19 protein-coding genes are annotated in these 15644 nt (G+C 36.1%); 1 reads left to right on the top strand and 18 read right to left on the bottom strand.

All coding sequences use genetic code 11. The features are described 5' to 3' along the window. Window positions 1-45 precede the first annotated feature (45 nt). The gene (gene brnQ, locus ACVRZD_RS06095; protein WP_037625508.1) at window positions 46-1413 is read left to right on the top strand and encodes a branched-chain amino acid transport system II carrier protein; all 1368 of its coding nucleotides are present in this window, start codon (window positions 46-48) and stop codon (window positions 1411-1413) included. A gap of 28 nt (window positions 1414-1441) precedes the next feature. On the opposite strand, the gene ACVRZD_RS06090 is transcribed toward brnQ, so the two are convergent. From ACVRZD_RS06090 to ACVRZD_RS06005, 18 genes are all read right to left on the bottom strand, one after another. Further along, a complete protein-coding gene (locus ACVRZD_RS06090; protein WP_037625510.1) occupies window positions 1442-2134 on the bottom strand; it encodes a methionine ABC transporter permease in 693 nt (230 codons plus the stop codon). Next, window positions 2135-3202, bottom strand: coding sequence for a methionine ABC transporter ATP-binding protein (locus ACVRZD_RS06085; RefSeq protein WP_037625511.1), 1068 nt, complete (start codon window positions 3200-3202; stop codon window positions 2135-2137). It abuts the gene before it with no gap. Beyond that, on the bottom strand, window positions 3195-4568 hold the full coding sequence (locus ACVRZD_RS06080; RefSeq protein WP_037625514.1) for a M20/M25/M40 family metallo-hydrolase: 1374 nt from the start codon (window positions 4566-4568) through the stop codon (window positions 3195-3197). The genes ACVRZD_RS06085 and ACVRZD_RS06080 overlap by 8 nt, the downstream gene beginning before the upstream one ends. Window positions 4569-4646: 78 nt before the next feature. Beyond that, window positions 4647-5492 (bottom strand): MetQ/NlpA family ABC transporter substrate-binding protein, encoded by an 846-nt coding sequence (locus ACVRZD_RS06075; RefSeq protein WP_037625516.1) that lies wholly within the window; start codon window positions 5490-5492, stop codon window positions 4647-4649. Window positions 5493-5639: 147 nt separating this feature from the next. Further along, the gene (locus ACVRZD_RS06070) at window positions 5640-6467 is read right to left on the bottom strand and encodes an amino acid ABC transporter substrate-binding protein (RefSeq protein WP_037625517.1); all 828 of its coding nucleotides are present in this window, start codon (window positions 6465-6467) and stop codon (window positions 5640-5642) included. 152 nt (window positions 6468-6619) lie between these two features. Next, window positions 6620-7336 (bottom strand): YebC/PmpR family DNA-binding transcriptional regulator, encoded by a 717-nt coding sequence (locus ACVRZD_RS06065; protein ID WP_447450358.1) that lies wholly within the window; start codon window positions 7334-7336, stop codon window positions 6620-6622. Between the two features lie 282 nt (window positions 7337-7618). Continuing rightward, window positions 7619-7981 carry a PH domain-containing protein gene (locus tag ACVRZD_RS06060; RefSeq protein WP_037625521.1) on the bottom strand — a complete coding sequence of 121 codons (363 nt, stop codon included), beginning with the start codon at window positions 7979-7981 and terminating at the stop codon, window positions 7619-7621. A gap of 43 nt (window positions 7982-8024) precedes the next feature. Next, window positions 8025-8720, bottom strand: coding sequence for a MerR family transcriptional regulator (locus tag ACVRZD_RS06055; protein WP_037625523.1), 696 nt, complete (start codon window positions 8718-8720; stop codon window positions 8025-8027). Window positions 8721-8746: 26 nt separating this feature from the next. Continuing rightward, window positions 8747-9862: a nucleotidyltransferase gene (locus ACVRZD_RS06050; RefSeq protein WP_037625525.1), complete on the bottom strand. Its 1116-nt coding sequence runs from the start codon at window positions 9860-9862 to the stop codon at window positions 8747-8749. Beyond that, a complete protein-coding gene (locus ACVRZD_RS06045) occupies window positions 9859-10476 on the bottom strand; it encodes a DJ-1/PfpI family protein (RefSeq protein ID WP_037625527.1) in 618 nt (205 codons plus the stop codon). The genes ACVRZD_RS06050 and ACVRZD_RS06045 overlap by 4 nt, the downstream gene beginning before the upstream one ends. 14 nt (window positions 10477-10490) lie before the next feature. Beyond that, on the bottom strand, window positions 10491-11231 hold the full coding sequence (locus tag ACVRZD_RS06040; protein WP_447450357.1) for a class I SAM-dependent DNA methyltransferase: 741 nt from the start codon (window positions 11229-11231) through the stop codon (window positions 10491-10493). A gap of 51 nt (window positions 11232-11282) precedes the next feature. After that, on the bottom strand, window positions 11283-11636 hold the full coding sequence (rsfS, locus tag ACVRZD_RS06035) for a ribosome silencing factor (protein WP_037625529.1): 354 nt from the start codon (window positions 11634-11636) through the stop codon (window positions 11283-11285). Between the two features lie 17 nt (window positions 11637-11653). After that, entirely contained in the window at window positions 11654-12160 is a 507-nt protein-coding gene (locus ACVRZD_RS06030; protein WP_052128123.1) for a cysteine hydrolase family protein, read from the bottom strand. A 2-nt stretch (window positions 12161-12162) separates the two neighbouring features. Continuing rightward, on the bottom strand, window positions 12163-12753 hold the full coding sequence (gene yqeK / locus ACVRZD_RS06025) for a bis(5'-nucleosyl)-tetraphosphatase (symmetrical) YqeK (protein WP_037625531.1): 591 nt from the start codon (window positions 12751-12753) through the stop codon (window positions 12163-12165). Then, window positions 12750-13382 (bottom strand): nicotinate-nucleotide adenylyltransferase, encoded by a 633-nt coding sequence (locus ACVRZD_RS06020; protein WP_037625533.1) that lies wholly within the window; start codon window positions 13380-13382, stop codon window positions 12750-12752. The genes yqeK and ACVRZD_RS06020 overlap by 4 nt, the downstream gene beginning before the upstream one ends. A gap of 74 nt (window positions 13383-13456) precedes the next feature. Beyond that, window positions 13457-13765, bottom strand: coding sequence for a ribosome assembly RNA-binding protein YhbY (gene yhbY / locus ACVRZD_RS06015; RefSeq protein ID WP_037625535.1), 309 nt, complete (start codon window positions 13763-13765; stop codon window positions 13457-13459). Window positions 13766-13796: 31 nt separating this feature from the next. Further along, complete coding sequence (gene yqeH / locus ACVRZD_RS06010) at window positions 13797-14915, bottom strand: ribosome biogenesis GTPase YqeH (protein ID WP_037625537.1); 1119 nt, start codon at window positions 14913-14915, stop codon at window positions 13797-13799. Continuing rightward, entirely contained in the window at window positions 14915-15442 is a 528-nt protein-coding gene (locus ACVRZD_RS06005; RefSeq protein WP_037625538.1) for a YqeG family HAD IIIA-type phosphatase, read from the bottom strand. The genes yqeH and ACVRZD_RS06005 overlap by 1 nt, the downstream gene beginning before the upstream one ends. Window positions 15443-15644 lie beyond the last annotated feature (202 nt).

The following is a 15644-nucleotide window of genomic DNA, read 5'->3' as shown; positions in this document are numbered from 1 at the left end:
GATTAAAATTTTCAGAATTTTCAATATTACGAATTAAGGTAGAATATGTCTCAAAAAAAAGTTTATATTATCATTGGTTTCATGCTCTTTGCATTATTTTTTGGAGCTGCAAATTTAATTTACCCAGCAATTCTTGGACTCTATTCAGGTAACCACCTTTTTGGGGCCATTTTAGGATTTTGTTTAACAGGTGTTTCTTTACCACTCTTGGGAGTTTTAGCTATTTCAAAATCCGGTTCTAAAGATGTTAAAGAATTAGCTATGCCAATAGCAAAGTGGTTTGCCTTCGTTTTCTCTGCTCTCTTATATCTCTCTATCGGACCTTTTTTTGCCATCCCAAGAACTGGAGCGACTTCGTATGCAGTTGGAATTGCTCCGCTATTAGGGGACAGTATCAGCCATAAAATTGTTTATGCCTTGTTTTTCTTTGGTTTGTCCTATTACCTAGCTATTAAGCCCAATCAGTTGTCAAATAATATTGGAAAATATTTAACACCAACATTACTAGTTGTTATTACAATTCTTGTTATTGCTTCATTTATACAACCCGCAGGACCATATGGACAAGCACATAATGCTGGTTTAGGCATCAATAATGCTTTTAAAGACTTTCCCTTTATGGCAGGTTTAATTCAAGGTTATGGTACAATGGATGCTCTAGCATCACTTGTTTTTTCAATACTAGTCATTCAAGCAACCAAACAATTTGGAGCAAAGTCTGATAAAGACATCACTAGAATAACTATCATTTCTGGACTAATTGCCATTACCTTATTAGCCATTGTTTATATTTTCATTGGGCGAATTGGCGCAACATCACAATCCCTTTTCACTTTCAAAGATGGCTTATTTATTTCTGGCAATAAGCCCATAAATGGCGGGCAATTACTTAGCCATACCAGTGCTTTTTATCTTGGAGGCTTAGGGCAAATTTGTTTGGCTATTCTTATCTTCTTAGCTTGTCTTACAACGTCAACTGGTCTTATCAGCTCAAGCGCCTCTTTCTTTCATGAACTACAGCCTCGATGGTCTCAAGTCACTTGGGCAAGTATCTTTACGCTCATTTCAGCTAGTTTTTATTTGGGTGGTCTGGATGCCATTGTCAAATGGTCAACTCCTGTCCTTTTCTTACTCTACCCTATTACCATCGCTTTAATCTTCTTAGTTTTATTGCAAAACGTATTTCATAAAGATCCTCTAGTTTTTAAAACAACTATTTTTATGACCATGATACCAGCCTTGTTTGATGCTATTTCAACCTTATCAAAAATGACTGGTTTATTTTCACTACCAACCTCACTAAATCAATTCTTCTTAGAGATTGTTCCTTTAGGACAGTTCTCTCTTGGTTGGATTAGCTTTGCGATCATTGGATTCTTACTTGGATTATGTCTAAGACAACTAAAAAAATAAGGGACAAGAATTTGTCTCCTTATTTTTTTTATTTGTGACTAATACGACGTGTTAAGCTGTCGCCTAAGAATTGAATCAAAAAGATCAGTAATAAAATTAACAAAGTGGCTACCCAGGTCACATCGTTGTTAAAACGATTATAGCCATAGGAAATAGCAATATTACCAAGTCCTCCAGCACCAATTGCCCCAGCCATCGCCGTCTCCCCGACAAGTGAAATTAAGGTCACTGTAGACACTCGAATCAAGTCAGGTAAACCTTCTGTTAAATAAACCACTACAATATCCCAGAAAGTCGCTCCTGAAGCCTGGGCAGCTTCAATAACCCCTTTATCAAGTTCTGAAAAGACAACTTGAACTTGCCGTGCGAAAAATGGAAAGGTCGCAAAAGTTAAGGGGACGAGAGCAGCCTTAGCACCTAAGATTGTTCCCATTAGCAAGTAAGTCAAACTAGCCAATATAGCAATTAAAATGATAAATGGGATCGCTCTAAATATAGAAGTTACTTTATCTAAAAACCAAGAAACCTGTTTATTTTCAATGACGCCACCTGGCCCCATCAAAACGAGCATTAACCCAAGAAAAAGCCCAATAGAGCCCCCAACAATAAATGGTACGATGGTCATAAAAAGGGTATTCCAAATGCCCATGCCCCAGCCAGCATCACCTGACCAACCTAACTGAACAACATTTGGTAAATAAGTATGTAAGAAATCAGTCATTTATTCTCCCCTTTTTAACACTTGTACTTGAACATCTGCTTCATTAAGCGCTTTTTCAGCAGCAATGATAGACTCTGGTCGTCCTTCTAGAACGAGAATCATTTCACCAACAGGCGTCTGATCTAATATTTCGATATTACCATATAAAATATTTGCCGTCACTTCATAATCACGGTAAATCTGATTTAAAATTGGTTCATCAGTTGAGCTTCCAATATAATTTAATTGGACTAGCAGCGCATTTTTCGGTAGGTTTTTCACAATTTCTTGTTGGTTAATTTTTGACATTGCTTCATCAATTCCCGTTGCCGTTAGGATAAATTCCTGTGTTAAAGCTTCCTTAGGATTTGAAAAAATCTCAAGAACCGATCCTTCTTCAATTAAAACGCCATTTTGCATAACTGCAACACGATTACACGTGTCTTTTACAATTTGCATTTCATGGGTAATCATCACAATCGTTAAGCCTAATTTTTTATTGAGGTCCTGTAAAAGACTTAAAATTTGTTTTGTTGTTTTAGGATCTAAAGCCGAAGTCGCCTCATCTGAAATTAAAATCTTAGGGTCATTGGCCAAGGCACGCGCAATCGCAACCCGTTGCTTTTGTCCACCTGACAATTGTGATGGGTAATTGTTAGCACGATCAGATAATCCCACCAAATCAAGTAAGTCTTCTACTTTTTTGTCAATAGCTACCTTAGACAAGTCTGAATGACGTAGTGCAAAAGCAACATTTTCTTTAGCAGTCTTTTGTGCCATCAAATTAAAATGTTGGAAAATCATGCCAATATGGCGTCGTTTTTCCCTCAAGGCTTGTGTTGACAATTGTACTTTGCCTTGATCAAAAGTAACATCCTGATCAATGGTAATTTTTCCTGAACTTGGTTTTTGCAACAGATTGATAACACGGACTAAAGTTGATTTACCAGCACCAGAATAGCCAACTATTCCATAGATATCACCTTTTTTGATGTCTATTGAAACATCTTTTACAGCCTGTATTTGACGATTTTTTTGTTCAAAAGTAATATCAATATGATCTAATTGAATTATCGTTTCTTCACTCATAACTTTTAATTAACTCCTCTACCAATACAATATGGGTATAATAATCTTCAATACTAATATTTTCATCTCCAGCATGATCACGACTATCCTTGTTGCCTAAACCAAATGAAGCCATAGGTACAGCTAATTCTTCAAAGACTGTATGCATTGGTCCAGTTCCTGCCGATGTTGGTAGAAGGCTTAGCCCTCTTGGATAATGCTTATCTAAAACTGTAATCAAATGTTGTATAGCCGGATGACTTAAATCACTGCGGTAGCTTTTTTCACCAAGAGTATAAAGCAATTCAACCTGATCAAAGCCATTTTTCTGTAATTGCTTTTTAACCTGTTCAAAAACGACTTCCGGATCCATCCCTGGTACCAAACGGATTTCTAACTTGGCGTTCGCTTCCGAGGGAATGATTGTTTTAACACCTTTTCCTAAATAACCTGATGCAAAACCCTGAATCGTTAATGAAGGTTGAAAATAATAGGTCTTCAAAAATTCCAATCTATCTGATTGTAACATAGGTAATCTAAGCCCGTAAAGCCCTTTTATCTTTTCTTCATCTTCTAATGCATAGTGTGCCACCAAATCTAATTCTTTTTGACTCGGTTTTTGAATGGCATCCGTCAATCCATCAACTAGAATTTGGCCATTTTCTCCCCTTAAGCTGCTTAAGGCATCAATCAGATACCAAGTTGCAGATTCAATACTTCCCCCTAATTTAGAGTGACAATCGAGAGCTGCACTCTTAACCTTTGCATCAAAGGTGACGATCCCTTTATTGCCCCCTGTTACCTCGAGTTGATCCTGTTCATTTCTGATACCTTGTTCCCAAATCAAGAGTTCTGAACCCACTAACTGATTTTTGTACTTGCTTAAATAGTGCTCTAAATCGACTGATGCTGATTCCTCGGCACCTTCTAACATAAAAATAATATTGATTGGTAAAGCGCCAAAGTCACTTATGTATTTCTGAACCGCAGTTAAACGCGCAATAATATGACCTTTATCATCATCAACGCCTCGCCCATACATAACGTTATCTTTGATTGTCAATTCAAACGGTTGACTTTGCCATTTTTGATCACCATCTGCTGGGACAGTATCATAATGATTATAAAAGATAAGCGTTTTGGCATTCTTATTTGGGCTAATAAATTTTGCCAATACAAAGGGAGCCTGATAAGTTTTATCTAAAATCACTTCGGCCCCTGCCTTTTCAAAAATAGTTTGTAGAAAAGTTGCTACGTCAAGAAGACCAATATCTTGCGCAAAAATTGATTTTTTAGCAATTAATGACTTTAATACCTCTAAATAAGATTGGGTTATCGAATCTTCCCAGAATGTATCAATGATATCTCTATTATCTAATCTAGTCATTTATTCTTCTCCTATCAAGAAAAGGTTGGGACATTTGTCTTCAACCTCTTTGTCATTACTTTAATCTGTTATAAGGGATTACCATACTGTGATATCAACACCATTAGATGTTTTATCAACAACTTTTTTCACATCATCTGTGTGGTAAGCTTTGATTAATTTTTTAATAGCCTGGGCTTTGTCAGTCTTCTTCCAATCCTTTTTAGCTGCTAAAATATTAACCCATTGTTTTGTATTTTTATCAACTTTTTCTTTGTAAAGTGATGTTTTGTAATCAATTTTTGCAGGAACTGCAAAGCTATTATTGACAATAGCTGCATCAGCAGAAGTTAATGAACGTGCAGTCTGACTAGCATCAAGTTCCTTGATGTCCAAATCCTTACTATTGCTTGTCACATTAGCAATGGTAGCTAATTTTTCACCAGAAACATCTAATTTGATAAGTCCAGCTGATTCTAATAAATAAAGTGCACGTGATTCATTTGTTGCATCATTAGGGATGGCAATTTGTGCGCCCTTTGACAAATCTTTAATACTAGTATACTTAGCTTTTCCTTTTTGATCTGTACCAGAGAATAAATGAATTGGACTGATATAAGTATCTGCAATAGCAACCAAATCACCTTTGTTTTCTTTATTCCAATTATTTAAAAAGTTATAATGTTGAAAAGCATTGATATCTACTTCTCCATTATCAACTGCCTTATTGGGTTGGTTATAATCCGTAAACTCTTTATACTTAATTGTGATGTTATCCTTTTTTAACAAGTCTTCAATTTTTTGCCAACGCGCTTGATCTGACTCTGTCTTTGTCATAACACCCACAGTGATGGTGTTTTTATCATTTTTTTCACTACCACAAGCAACTAAAACTGTTGACAATAATGCAATCCCTGCAATTCCTAAAACCTTTTGTAATTTCATGTAATATAGTCCTCATTTCTAAATCATGTTCTTATTCTAACCTAAAACAATATAGTTTTCAAATAGATAAAATATAGCTTTTTATATAGTTTCAAACTATATACCTAGGTATTAAAAAGACTTTCCGTTGGAAAGTCTGTCATCATATTATTTGGGTTCTTTCATTTCAACCAAACTTGGAGCATATGATCCACCCAGGTATTCCTTGGCTAACTTGGTCAAAGTTCCATCTTTTTCTAAGGCTTTCAGACGTTTGTTAACAAAGCTTTGCAATTCTTTTTGATCTTGACCAAAAATGAAGTAAATGTATGGTTGATCTTTGCTTTCCAAAGGAATTGTTTTTAAATTATCCAAGCCTTGCTCCTTGATAATAGCATTAACGGTTGGGGCATCAAAGATTTTGAAGTCCACCTTACCTTGACTCAAATTATTTAAAATTTGCGTAATGTTTTCGTTAGTATACTTCAAGTCTAAACTTGCATTGCCTTCTTTTTTCTTGTAAGCTTCAAGCTGAGCCGCAGTTGTTGTCCCCTGAACTACTTGAGTTGAATGCCCTTTGATATCACTATAAGATTTGATATCACTATCTTTAGGAACAACTAAAACAGATGGCGTTGTCCCTGTGGGGTATGAGAAAAGGTACTTGTTAGCACGCTCTTTTGTATATGAAATATTATTGGCACCCATTTGGAATTTGCTAGCATCTAAACCAGTAAAAATAGATGACCATTCTGTTTTCTTAAAGTTAACTTTGTAATTTGAAGAATCTTTAAAAATAGCTTTAGCAACTTCAATATCATAGCCTGTTAATTTTCCATCTTTTTGATAAGAAAATGGAGCAGTTGTTCCAACAGTTGCAAAGTTTACTTCTTCCTTCTTATTTGAACTAGTATTTTTATCATTAGCACATGCTGCTAAGAGGCTGACTGTTGCCAAACCTAAAGCACTGACTGCTACTATTTTATTTAATTTCATTGAGCATTCTCCCCTTGGTTATAATAGTAGTATTTTAGCATGATTCACTAGCTAGTACTAATACCAATACCATATCACAGTGATATGCTTTCTTTATCACATAAAAAAAGTGGACAAGCCTTTTGGCTTATCCACTGATAGAGAAGATCTCATTAAAAATCTGAAACGTTATGGTAAACTTTTTGGACATCATCATCTGATTCAAGTGCGTCAACTAATTTTTCGAATTTTTCAAGATCTTCGCCTTCAAGTGTCACTTCTGATTGCGGAATCATTTCAAGTTCAGTCACTTGGAATTCTTCAATCCCATTATCACGAAGCACTTGGATACCTTTGTGAAGATCCGTTGGGGCAGTATAAACAGTAATTGTTCCTTCTTCTGCTTCCACATCGTCCACTTCAACATCAGCTTCTAATAGTTGTTCAAAGATAGCATCCGCATCATCACCGGCAAAAACGATAACTCCTTTTTTATCAAACAGATAAGATACTGAACCTGACGCGCCCATATTGCCACCATTTTTACCGTAAGCAGTACGAACGTTAGCTGCCGTACGGTTAACATTTGATGTCAAGGTATCAACGATAATCATTGCACCATTTGGTCCAAAACCTTCATAACGGCCTTCTACGAAAGTCTCATCAGTATTTCCTTTAGCTTTATCAATCGCTTTATCAATAACGTGTTTTGGAACTTGCGCTTGTTTAGCACGGTCAATAACGAATTTTAAGGCTGAGTTTGACTCAGGATCTGGATCCCCTTGTTTTGCAGCAACATAGATTTCTACACCAAATTTAGCATAGACTTTTGAAGTAGCACCATCTTTAGCAGTTTTCTTGGCAACAATATTGGCCCATTTACGTCCCATTGGAATCTCCTCTAAATTAACATTTTTTTATGTAGTCCCTGTTGAATTGCAGAGCTATCTTATCTTTTAACTCTATTATTATAGCACTTTGCAAGCATTTGGTAAAATGAAATTTAACAGAGCTGACGCTTGTGAACAATAAAAATCAAATGATTAGTCCATCTGACTGAAGTATCTGTCTTGCCCTCAAAAAAGCCTCAATTGAGACTTTAGATAATATAAACTGATAAGTTACTGATCGGCATTATTCTGATAAACCTAATCAGATCATAAAAAAATCTACTAGAGTATTGCTTCTGCAATCAACTGATCGAGTTGTCTAATATCGACGCCTCGTCTTAGATTAATTTTGATATGACCTGCTCTAGTCCATAATTCAACTTCAGAATTCATATCCAAAACACCAGCATTTTCAGTAGACCACATATTAATAGCTGAATACGGCAATGAGTAAATTTCTACTTTTTTCCCTGTCAATCCTTGAGCATCTCTAACAATCAGTCGTTTATTGGTAAAAATCGCATTATCTCTGATTGTTTTGTAAGCTGCAACTGCAACTTCTCCAGGAACTAATACTGATTCAACATCATTTGGAATTTGACATTCTGAAATAAATGTCCACTGCAACATACTTAAATCTGACATGATTTAACTCCTTTATTTTCTATTACTCTTATTACAAGGTGAATTAAGCACTCTGACAATAGGTTTCAATAGCTTTGCCTGCAAATTCTGCCGTCCCACTTCCACCCATCTTGTCAATGTTAGCTTTAAAGCGTTCATCTTCCGTGTAGAGTTGTCCTAGACCAGCTAAAATCTCTTTTGTACAGGTATAAAAATTAGCTGTAATATAAACTTGCAATTTTTTAACTTGTACTTGCACAAGTGGACTAGCTACTGCTTCATTTTGTAAGTTCCCAAACTCAGCAAAAATAGCTTGCATATCAGCAGCAACTTGCTCTTGATTAATCTTACCAGCTTTGCCCTGATACTCTTGAAAGGCTTCCGTATCACCCCAACGCTCTTTTACTTCTTGGTCGTAAACATCAAATTCTGACATCTCATTTCCTCCTTGGATAGCCTTAGCATGCGCGATCACTTTATGTAGGTGGGCTTGTTTCTCCTCTAAAAAAGTAATTTGTTCAAGTAAGGCCTCATCTCTGATATAAGCTGGGCTATCCATTATTTCTTTGATTTTTTTAAGAGGAAACTCTAATTCACGGTAAAGTAAAATGGACTGTAACCTCTTGAGGCTCTCATCATCATAAAAGCGGTAGCCATTTTCCCCAACACGTGTTGGTTTTAATAAATCAATCGCATCATAATAGTGGAGCGTGCGCACACTAATACCAGTGAGCTTACTCATTTCATTTACTGTCCTCATCATTACCTCTTACTAAAAAGTATAAACTATGACGTCATGTGAGGGTCAAGCCTTTTTTTCCTCACAGGCACGCGCCCGTAGTTCTGTTCCTCAATCTCGGGATTCCCCATTTGATAGACTTGATCAGCCAACTGAGTCATGGGGTCCCAAGCTTTTGCACCAATGCGACTTACCAATTCTACCTGCGACTTGATTGACTTCAAATGGGCCTGACCTGCTTCTGAGAAGCCCAAAACATGGACCGCATCAGGCAGTGGTTCCTCTTTGGCATTGACTAAGATATAGGTCAACACACGACGAACTCGCGCCTTTGTATAGCGTTTTGTGGCAACTTTGTCGACCAACTCATCTATAGTCGCTACGCTCCCAATAGCTGCGCTAATCCGACTTGCTAGTTCCTGATTAACCTGGAAAATGCTGGTCAAGTCCCGATGGATCACAATCTGGTACCTTAAGAAAGGAAAATAGTCCGCCCAAGACACAGGATTTGCCTGTAAGAATAAATCAGAATCTGGCATGACGCTTTCTAGAAATTCTTGATCATTTAGATGCTGTCGAATGGCTGTCGCTGAAGCCATTTGAGCAGTTTTGTCAGTGGAATGATAATTAGCCCCCTGGCGTTTGATTGCTTCAAGTTTAATATTTTTTGCGGCGCAAGCTTTGGCATAAGCCAGTCCTAAAATATGATTTGGGGTTTCTCCTGCAAAGTCTAAACCGGCAAAGGCTTGCCACATTTTTTGTGTTTTCTGAGGATAAGTGAGGGAGTCATCAAGTTGCCTTAAATAAGCTTCCATCTGCTCTGCTTTTTCCCCATAAGTATCAGAAACGCTTTGGTAATCAATCACCTCTTCAGAGCCAAAGACTAGTTTTCCAACTCCCAATTTGGCTAGGATAGCAATGGCTCCCTGAGCAAAATAGTCAGCCGACTGGACTGCCACTAAAAATGGCAGTTCAACAACCAAATCAGCTCCCTGATTCAAAGCCATCTGAGTTCGGGTCCATTTATCAACAACAGCCGGTTCACCTCTTTGCACAAAATTGCCAGACATAACAACAACTTTTAGGCTCTCAACTTGGTTTAGAAGATAAGCATGCCCATTATGAAAGGGATTGAACTCAGCCACAATACCAGTAATTGTCATAGTACCTCCGGATTTATTTCTTTTAGGAATGAATTAAACTCTTCTTCTGACAAATCAAATGACACTTTCCCTGAATCCAATTCAATATCTTCAGTAATCAAGCCTAGTTGCTTTAATACTAATTGAGTAAAACCTTCTACACCACTTTTATCACCTACTGCTGTAATGATATTTCTATCCTGATAATAATGTGCACCAGTGTAATTTTCTTTTTCTAGCCATGTACAATAATCTAGAAAGTTGCTATAAATACCACCAGTAAACCGATGTCCACTCAATACTCCTGCTTTTGCAAGAAATAAAGGAGATGACGAAATAGCTGCAATAGTCGTCTTATTTAAATTTATTTTTGATAATTCTGAAAGTAGTTTTTGATCCTTCAATATTTCGAATGCAGCCATTGTCCCAGTTAACAAAATAGTATCATAAGTGGCCAAATTAATCTGGTCTAAACTAAAATGAGGCATGACTTGAAAATTATCCTCACTCTTTATTACCGTCATTTCAGAGGCAATGATATCAACTGATATGTCATAATTAATGGCTAATGTTGCAGTCAAGGGTGTCACTTCATATAGTGAGAATTCTGGATAAATAATAAGAGCAACTTTCATTATATTGTCTTCCTTTATTTTTGAGCAACAAAGAACCATCGTTTGCTTGTTTCAGTGGGTTCTTTATCTTCAAAATCAGCATAAAGTTTGAATGATTTAAAACCAGCCTGTTCAAGCAAGATATCATAAGTTAAGACTTCATAGGTCCGTTCTTCATGGACTTCGTCATGACGTGTGAAAGAGCCATTTTCTTCTTGAATAAAGAATGTTAATTCATGGACGACGGAATGTGGAGCCTCATCCTCATAGGTATCCCAAATCATGGCAAATTCATCTGCATTTTTATGGTAAGAATAGCCTGGAAAGGCTGTATCTGTTTGGTAGGTTGAGTGAACATCAAAGATAAAGACGCCACCATCATTTAAAGCATTATAAACTTCCTTGAAGACATCGCCAACTTCCACTTCATCTTGCATATAACAAATCGAGTCTGAATAACAAGTAACAAAATCATATTTCCCAGCTTGGGTTAAATAAAGCATGTTCCCTTGTAAAAAATTGATTTTTTGTTTAGCTGACCTTGCACGCTTTTCAGCAATATCAAGCATCTCTTGACTCAAATCAAGACCAGTCACATCAAATCCTGCTTGTGCAAATCGAACAGATTGTATCCCTGTCCCACAAGCTAACTCTAGTAGTTTTTTTCGACTATTACTTTTTGGTAAATGGCGAAGCGAAAAGTCAGTCCACTTGTCATATAACGTATCGTCCATAACAGCATCATAAACTGATGCAAATGTTTCATATGTTGTCATCTTTTCTATCCTCTATTCTGAAAAAACAGCCTATATGGACTGTTTTTCTTCTTATGCTAAAACATTTTCAATAGCTACTGTTGGAGCATCATGCCAGAGTTTTTCAATATTATAATGAAAACGTTGATCTTCTGTAAAAATATGAACAACAACATCATTTAAGTCTAACAATATCCAGCCAGTTGCACTATCGCCTTCGGTATGACTAGCATCACCGCCAGCTTCTTTGACCTTTTCACGAATATTTTCAGCAATCGCTTCAAGTTGTCTTGTATTAGTTGCACTAGCAATTAAAAAATAATCAGTTAAGCTAGTTAATCCTTCTAGGTCAAGTACTAAAATATCCTCAGCACGTTTTTCATCTGCTGCTTTAACAGCAATTTCTAATAATTCTTCTTTTTTCATTAAATTTCAATTTCTTTCTATTTGATCATCTCATTGATGTGCTGTAGCTGAGCAAAACGACCAGCCCAAATACCTTCATAATGTTTAATTAATGTATCGGCAGACATGAGATTATTATCAAAGGTTGAAACAAGTCCCTTTGGAACAATAACATGATAACCTAGATCAAAAGCTGACTTTATGGTTGCATCAATGCAATATTCTATTTGCATACCAACAACAATGACAGTTGTAATCTCTAATTCATCCAAGTAAGTCTTCAAATTTGTATCTTTAAAAGCACTATTATAGCTTTTATCAACTAGTCGTTCACCATCCATAGGTGCTATACTTGAATCAATCTCCCAATCCAGGCTACCAAGCGGCATCCCTAAATCATTGTGTCTGACAAAAATAATGGGATGATTAGTTTCTCTAAAATGAGCAATTAAGCTTTGAATCCCTTCTAACATTTGAGGTAAATGATAAGGATTTTCAGCAATTAGTTGCTTTTGCATATCAACAACAAGCAATACTTCATTCACGATTAGTTCCTCAAATAATGACAAAAGGCATTATAGGTTTCTATTGTTTGTGGATAAATTGGCACTGCTTTTTTAGCTAAATAAGCTACTGTATTTACGGTTTCAAAAGCAACAGCCTTATCAAGATCTTCATTAGCAATCAGACGAGCGTCATCAACTAATGGGAAATCTCTCCCCTCTTCAATATAGTCAGCTACATATAGTATTTTATCAAGAGTTGACATAGTTGCTGCACCAACAGTATGAATCTCGATGGCACGTAAGATTTCTTGGTCTTGCAATCCTAAATCTTCTTGTATCTTATAGATACCAACTTTTCCATGCCAAACATTGTTATTCCAATTTAGTAAATCAGTATCCAACTGATACGTTTTTATTAAATCAATAAAAACGTGATCATCACATTCTTTAGCGTAATCATGTAATAGGGCAGCAAGCCCTGCTTTTTCATAATCGTAGTGATTCTTTTTAGCTAGTGCAATGGCTGCTTTTTCAACTCCTAGTACATGTTGAAATCTGTGAGGACTCATCTGCGCAGCAATTTTCTCCAGTAACTCCTGACGGTCATAAGGAAGGTAATCCTGGTATGTCATTTATAAAGACCTTCTTGCTCAATATATGTTAAGACTGCCTGTGGCAATAAGTAATTTGGTTGACGATCTTTTTTAATGAAATCACGTATCATACTTGAAGAAATATCCAAAAGAGGAATATCCACCCAAATTACTGGATAAGAAGTACCTGCTTTGAACTTTGGTCGTTGGACACCAACAAACTGGACCAGTTCCACAAGTTCATCGATACGATGCCATTTAGGCAAATAGGCAACCATATCTGCACCAATAATAAAGTAATAATCAACATCCGGATTTTGTTCCGTTAGAAATTTCATGGTATCAAAAGTATATGACGTTCCTTTTCGGTCCAGTTCACACGTTTCAATAGCCAAGCCATCTACTTCTTCAATGGCCAACTCTATCATCTTTAGACGATGCATCTCATCAATTGTTTCTTTTGTATCAACATGTGGAGGTTTAAATTCTGGCATCAAATAGACATGATCCAAACCAAGTTGTTGTCTCACTTGGTCAGCAACCACTAAATGGGCATTATGAATGGGATTGAAATTTCCACCCAAAATACCGACTTGCTTTCTATTGTTATCCTTTTTTTCTGTTTTTAATTCTACTTTTGTAAATGGTGTTACGAGTTCTAAAGACATACTTTCCTCAACTTGTATAAATTTTACGATAACCTAAATTGAAAAAGCCTCAGCTATTCATTCACTTTAAATGATTAAATATCCTTTACTTTTACAGATAATTTTCGATTCTCTTTTTTGGCAGACACTTTATATAAAATCAAGATACGACCTATTTTTAAAACTGTATCACAACCAATTTCTTCTTCCAAAGTTTCAGCAACATCATGAATATCCTCATCGGTATTTTGCAACAAAGTTACCTTAATCAATTCACGTGCATCAAGTGCATGTCTAATACTTGTTTTTATTTGGTTATTTAAGCCATTTTTTCCAATTTGTACAATTGGTTTAAGACTGTGTGCTTCTGATTTCAAAAATGCACGTTGTTTACTTGTTAACATCTTATTTCCTTTTATTTTCTTAGATTATTTTTTAGATAATCGCTTTGCGTGTTAGAACACTAACGCCTTTAGGTGCCCAGCCTGCAACTCTTACAGGATTTTCCTTACTTCCATTGATTCTTATCCAGCCTAGACCAGAAAATACTAAATCCGTCTTATCAGAAATCGTGAATTCATGCTGCGTAAGCTCTGGGAAATTTTCCTTATCAGCAATTCCGGGTGGCATTAATAATGAGCCAAGGTGCTTTTGATAAAATTCACTTGCACCCTCCAACTTAGTTCTATGAACCATTAAATTGTTATCGAAATAAGCTGTAAAGCCTTGCTTATCCCCGAGAATAAAATCAAAACGACCTAATCCACCTAAAAAGAGAGTTTGTTTTTGATTCAATTGGTAAGTCTTTGGTTTTATCTCTTTTTTAGGACTGATATATTTTAGGTCTTTTGCAGATAAATAATGAGCCATTTGGTGTCGGTGGATGATTCCAGGTGTGTCAAAAATAAATGAACCATCATCTAAAGGAATTTCTATCTTATCAAGAGTTGTTCCAGGAAAACGGGAAGTTGTTATAAGATCTTTATCCCCAGTTATTTCTTGAATGATTGCATTAATTAATGTTGACTTGCCAACATTCGTAACCCCAACCACGTAAACATCTCTTCCTTTTCGAAGGCGATCAATTTTTGAAATTAAGTCTTTAATGGCCTCTTTACTTTGAGCACTAGTTAAGATAACATCAACTGGTCGAAGGCCTTCTTCATGAGCCCTTTCTGTTAACCATTGTGTTACTTTACGATCTTTTACTGATTTCGGTAAGATGTCTTTTTTGTTTCCTACTAATAAAACATCATTACCAGATACAAACCTTGATAAACCAGGAATAACAGACCCATTAAAATCAAAAATATCAATAACATTAATGACCAATGCATCACTATCTCCAACTTCATGAAGTAGCTTTAAAAACTCATCATCAGAAATATTAACATCTGTGATTTCATTGTAGTGGCGTAATCTAAAGCACCGTTGACAATATAATTCACCTGTCTCTAATCCTTTTTTTAGTGCAGCAAGAGGTGTAAAACCCGCCTGCTCCTTATTTTCAGTTTGAATGCTTACCCCACATCCAATGCAAAATATTTCTTCCATCAAATTCCTTTTTTATATGCTAATGCGCCATATTTATTTTCTAGTTTTGAAATGACACGTTTTTCACGCATTCTATTTATTTTAGTATTCCAAGCATCAGACGCTACTAATGGTTTAACTAAAACAGACTTGATACCAGCTCTATGAGAGGCTCTAATATCAGTCATCAATTGATCACCAACCATGATAACTTCATCTCTGTCAAAGCCATAACGTTCTATTGCAATATTAATACCTCTAGCAAAAGGTTTCATAGCTCGACTGATAAAATCTACCCCAAACTTAGAAACTGCTCTTTCAACACGCTTATAATTATTATTTGAAACGACTACTACACTAATATCCGCAATCGTCATCTCATCTAGCCAAGCTCTCACTTCGGCTGTGCCATCAGGATTATTCCAAGCGATTAGCGTGTTATCCAGGTCAACTAATACAGCAGTGATACCATTTCTCAATAGATCATTTGCTCTTAAATCATAAACTGCCTCAACCATATAGGTCGGCCTATAATCGTCTATACTCATTTTTTCTCCAAAATCATTAGTATCTCTTATTATACCATATTTGATAAGAATTGTAAGTAAAGTATAGTGAACTAGCACGCCTTTCGCATGAAAACTTTCTCCTCACCTTTTTGTGCCCTCACATCTTTTTTGAAAAGATAGCTTTTTAAATGGGTCATTTTCTTACCCTCTGTTTCCAAATAATTGTTCCAAGTAATCTTCC

Source organism: Streptococcus hongkongensis (assembly GCF_053206145.1).
The sequence above is the reverse complement of the archived record's forward strand: the minus strand, read 5'-3'. Positions and strand labels throughout refer to the sequence as shown.

Bases quoted from the DNA above. Each gene is read 5' to 3' on its own strand.
- ACVRZD_RS06065 (WP_447450358.1), bottom strand. From the start codon at position 7,336: ATGGGACGTAAATGGGCCAATATTGTTGCCAAGAAAACTGCTAAAGAT.
- ACVRZD_RS06090 (WP_037625510.1), bottom strand. From the start codon at position 2,134: ATGACTGATTTCTTACATACTTATTTACCAAATGTTGTTCAGTTAGGT.
- ACVRZD_RS06020 (WP_037625533.1), bottom strand. From the start codon at position 13,382: ATGTCTTTAGAACTCGTAACACCATTTACAAAAGTAGAATTAAAAACA.
- ACVRZD_RS06070 (WP_037625517.1), bottom strand. From the start codon at position 6,467: ATGAAATTAAATAAAATAGTAGCAGTCAGTGCTTTAGGTTTGGCAACA.
- ACVRZD_RS06075 (WP_037625516.1), bottom strand. From the start codon at position 5,492: ATGAAATTACAAAAGGTTTTAGGAATTGCAGGGATTGCATTATTGTCA.
- ACVRZD_RS06060 (WP_037625521.1), bottom strand. From the start codon at position 7,981: ATGTCAGATTTAAGTATGTTGCAGTGGACATTTATTTCAGAATGTCAA.
- ACVRZD_RS06040 (WP_447450357.1), bottom strand. From the start codon at position 11,231: ATGACAACATATGAAACATTTGCATCAGTTTATGATGCTGTTATGGAC.
- ACVRZD_RS06045 (WP_037625527.1), bottom strand. From the start codon at position 10,476: ATGAAAGTTGCTCTTATTATTTATCCAGAATTCTCACTATATGAAGTG.
- yhbY (WP_037625535.1), bottom strand. From the start codon at position 13,765: ATGTTAACAAGTAAACAACGTGCATTTTTGAAATCAGAAGCACACAGT.
- ACVRZD_RS06050 (WP_037625525.1), bottom strand. From the start codon at position 9,862: ATGACAATTACTGGTATTGTGGCTGAGTTCAATCCCTTTCATAATGGG.
- ACVRZD_RS06085 (WP_037625511.1), bottom strand. From the start codon at position 3,202: ATGAGTGAAGAAACGATAATTCAATTAGATCATATTGATATTACTTTT.
- ACVRZD_RS06005 (WP_037625538.1), bottom strand. From the start codon at position 15,442: ATGAGTATAGACGATTATAGGCCGACCTATATGGTTGAGGCAGTTTAT.
- brnQ (WP_037625508.1), top strand. From the start codon at position 46: ATGTCTCAAAAAAAAGTTTATATTATCATTGGTTTCATGCTCTTTGCA.
- ACVRZD_RS06080 (WP_037625514.1), bottom strand. From the start codon at position 4,568: ATGACTAGATTAGATAATAGAGATATCATTGATACATTCTGGGAAGAT.
- rsfS (WP_037625529.1), bottom strand. From the start codon at position 11,636: ATGAAAAAAGAAGAATTATTAGAAATTGCTGTTAAAGCAGCAGATGAA.
- yqeK (WP_037625531.1), bottom strand. From the start codon at position 12,753: ATGACATACCAGGATTACCTTCCTTATGACCGTCAGGAGTTACTGGAG.
- ACVRZD_RS06055 (WP_037625523.1), bottom strand. From the start codon at position 8,720: ATGAGGACAGTAAATGAAATGAGTAAGCTCACTGGTATTAGTGTGCGC.
- yqeH (WP_037625537.1), bottom strand. From the start codon at position 14,915: ATGGAAGAAATATTTTGCATTGGATGTGGGGTAAGCATTCAAACTGAA.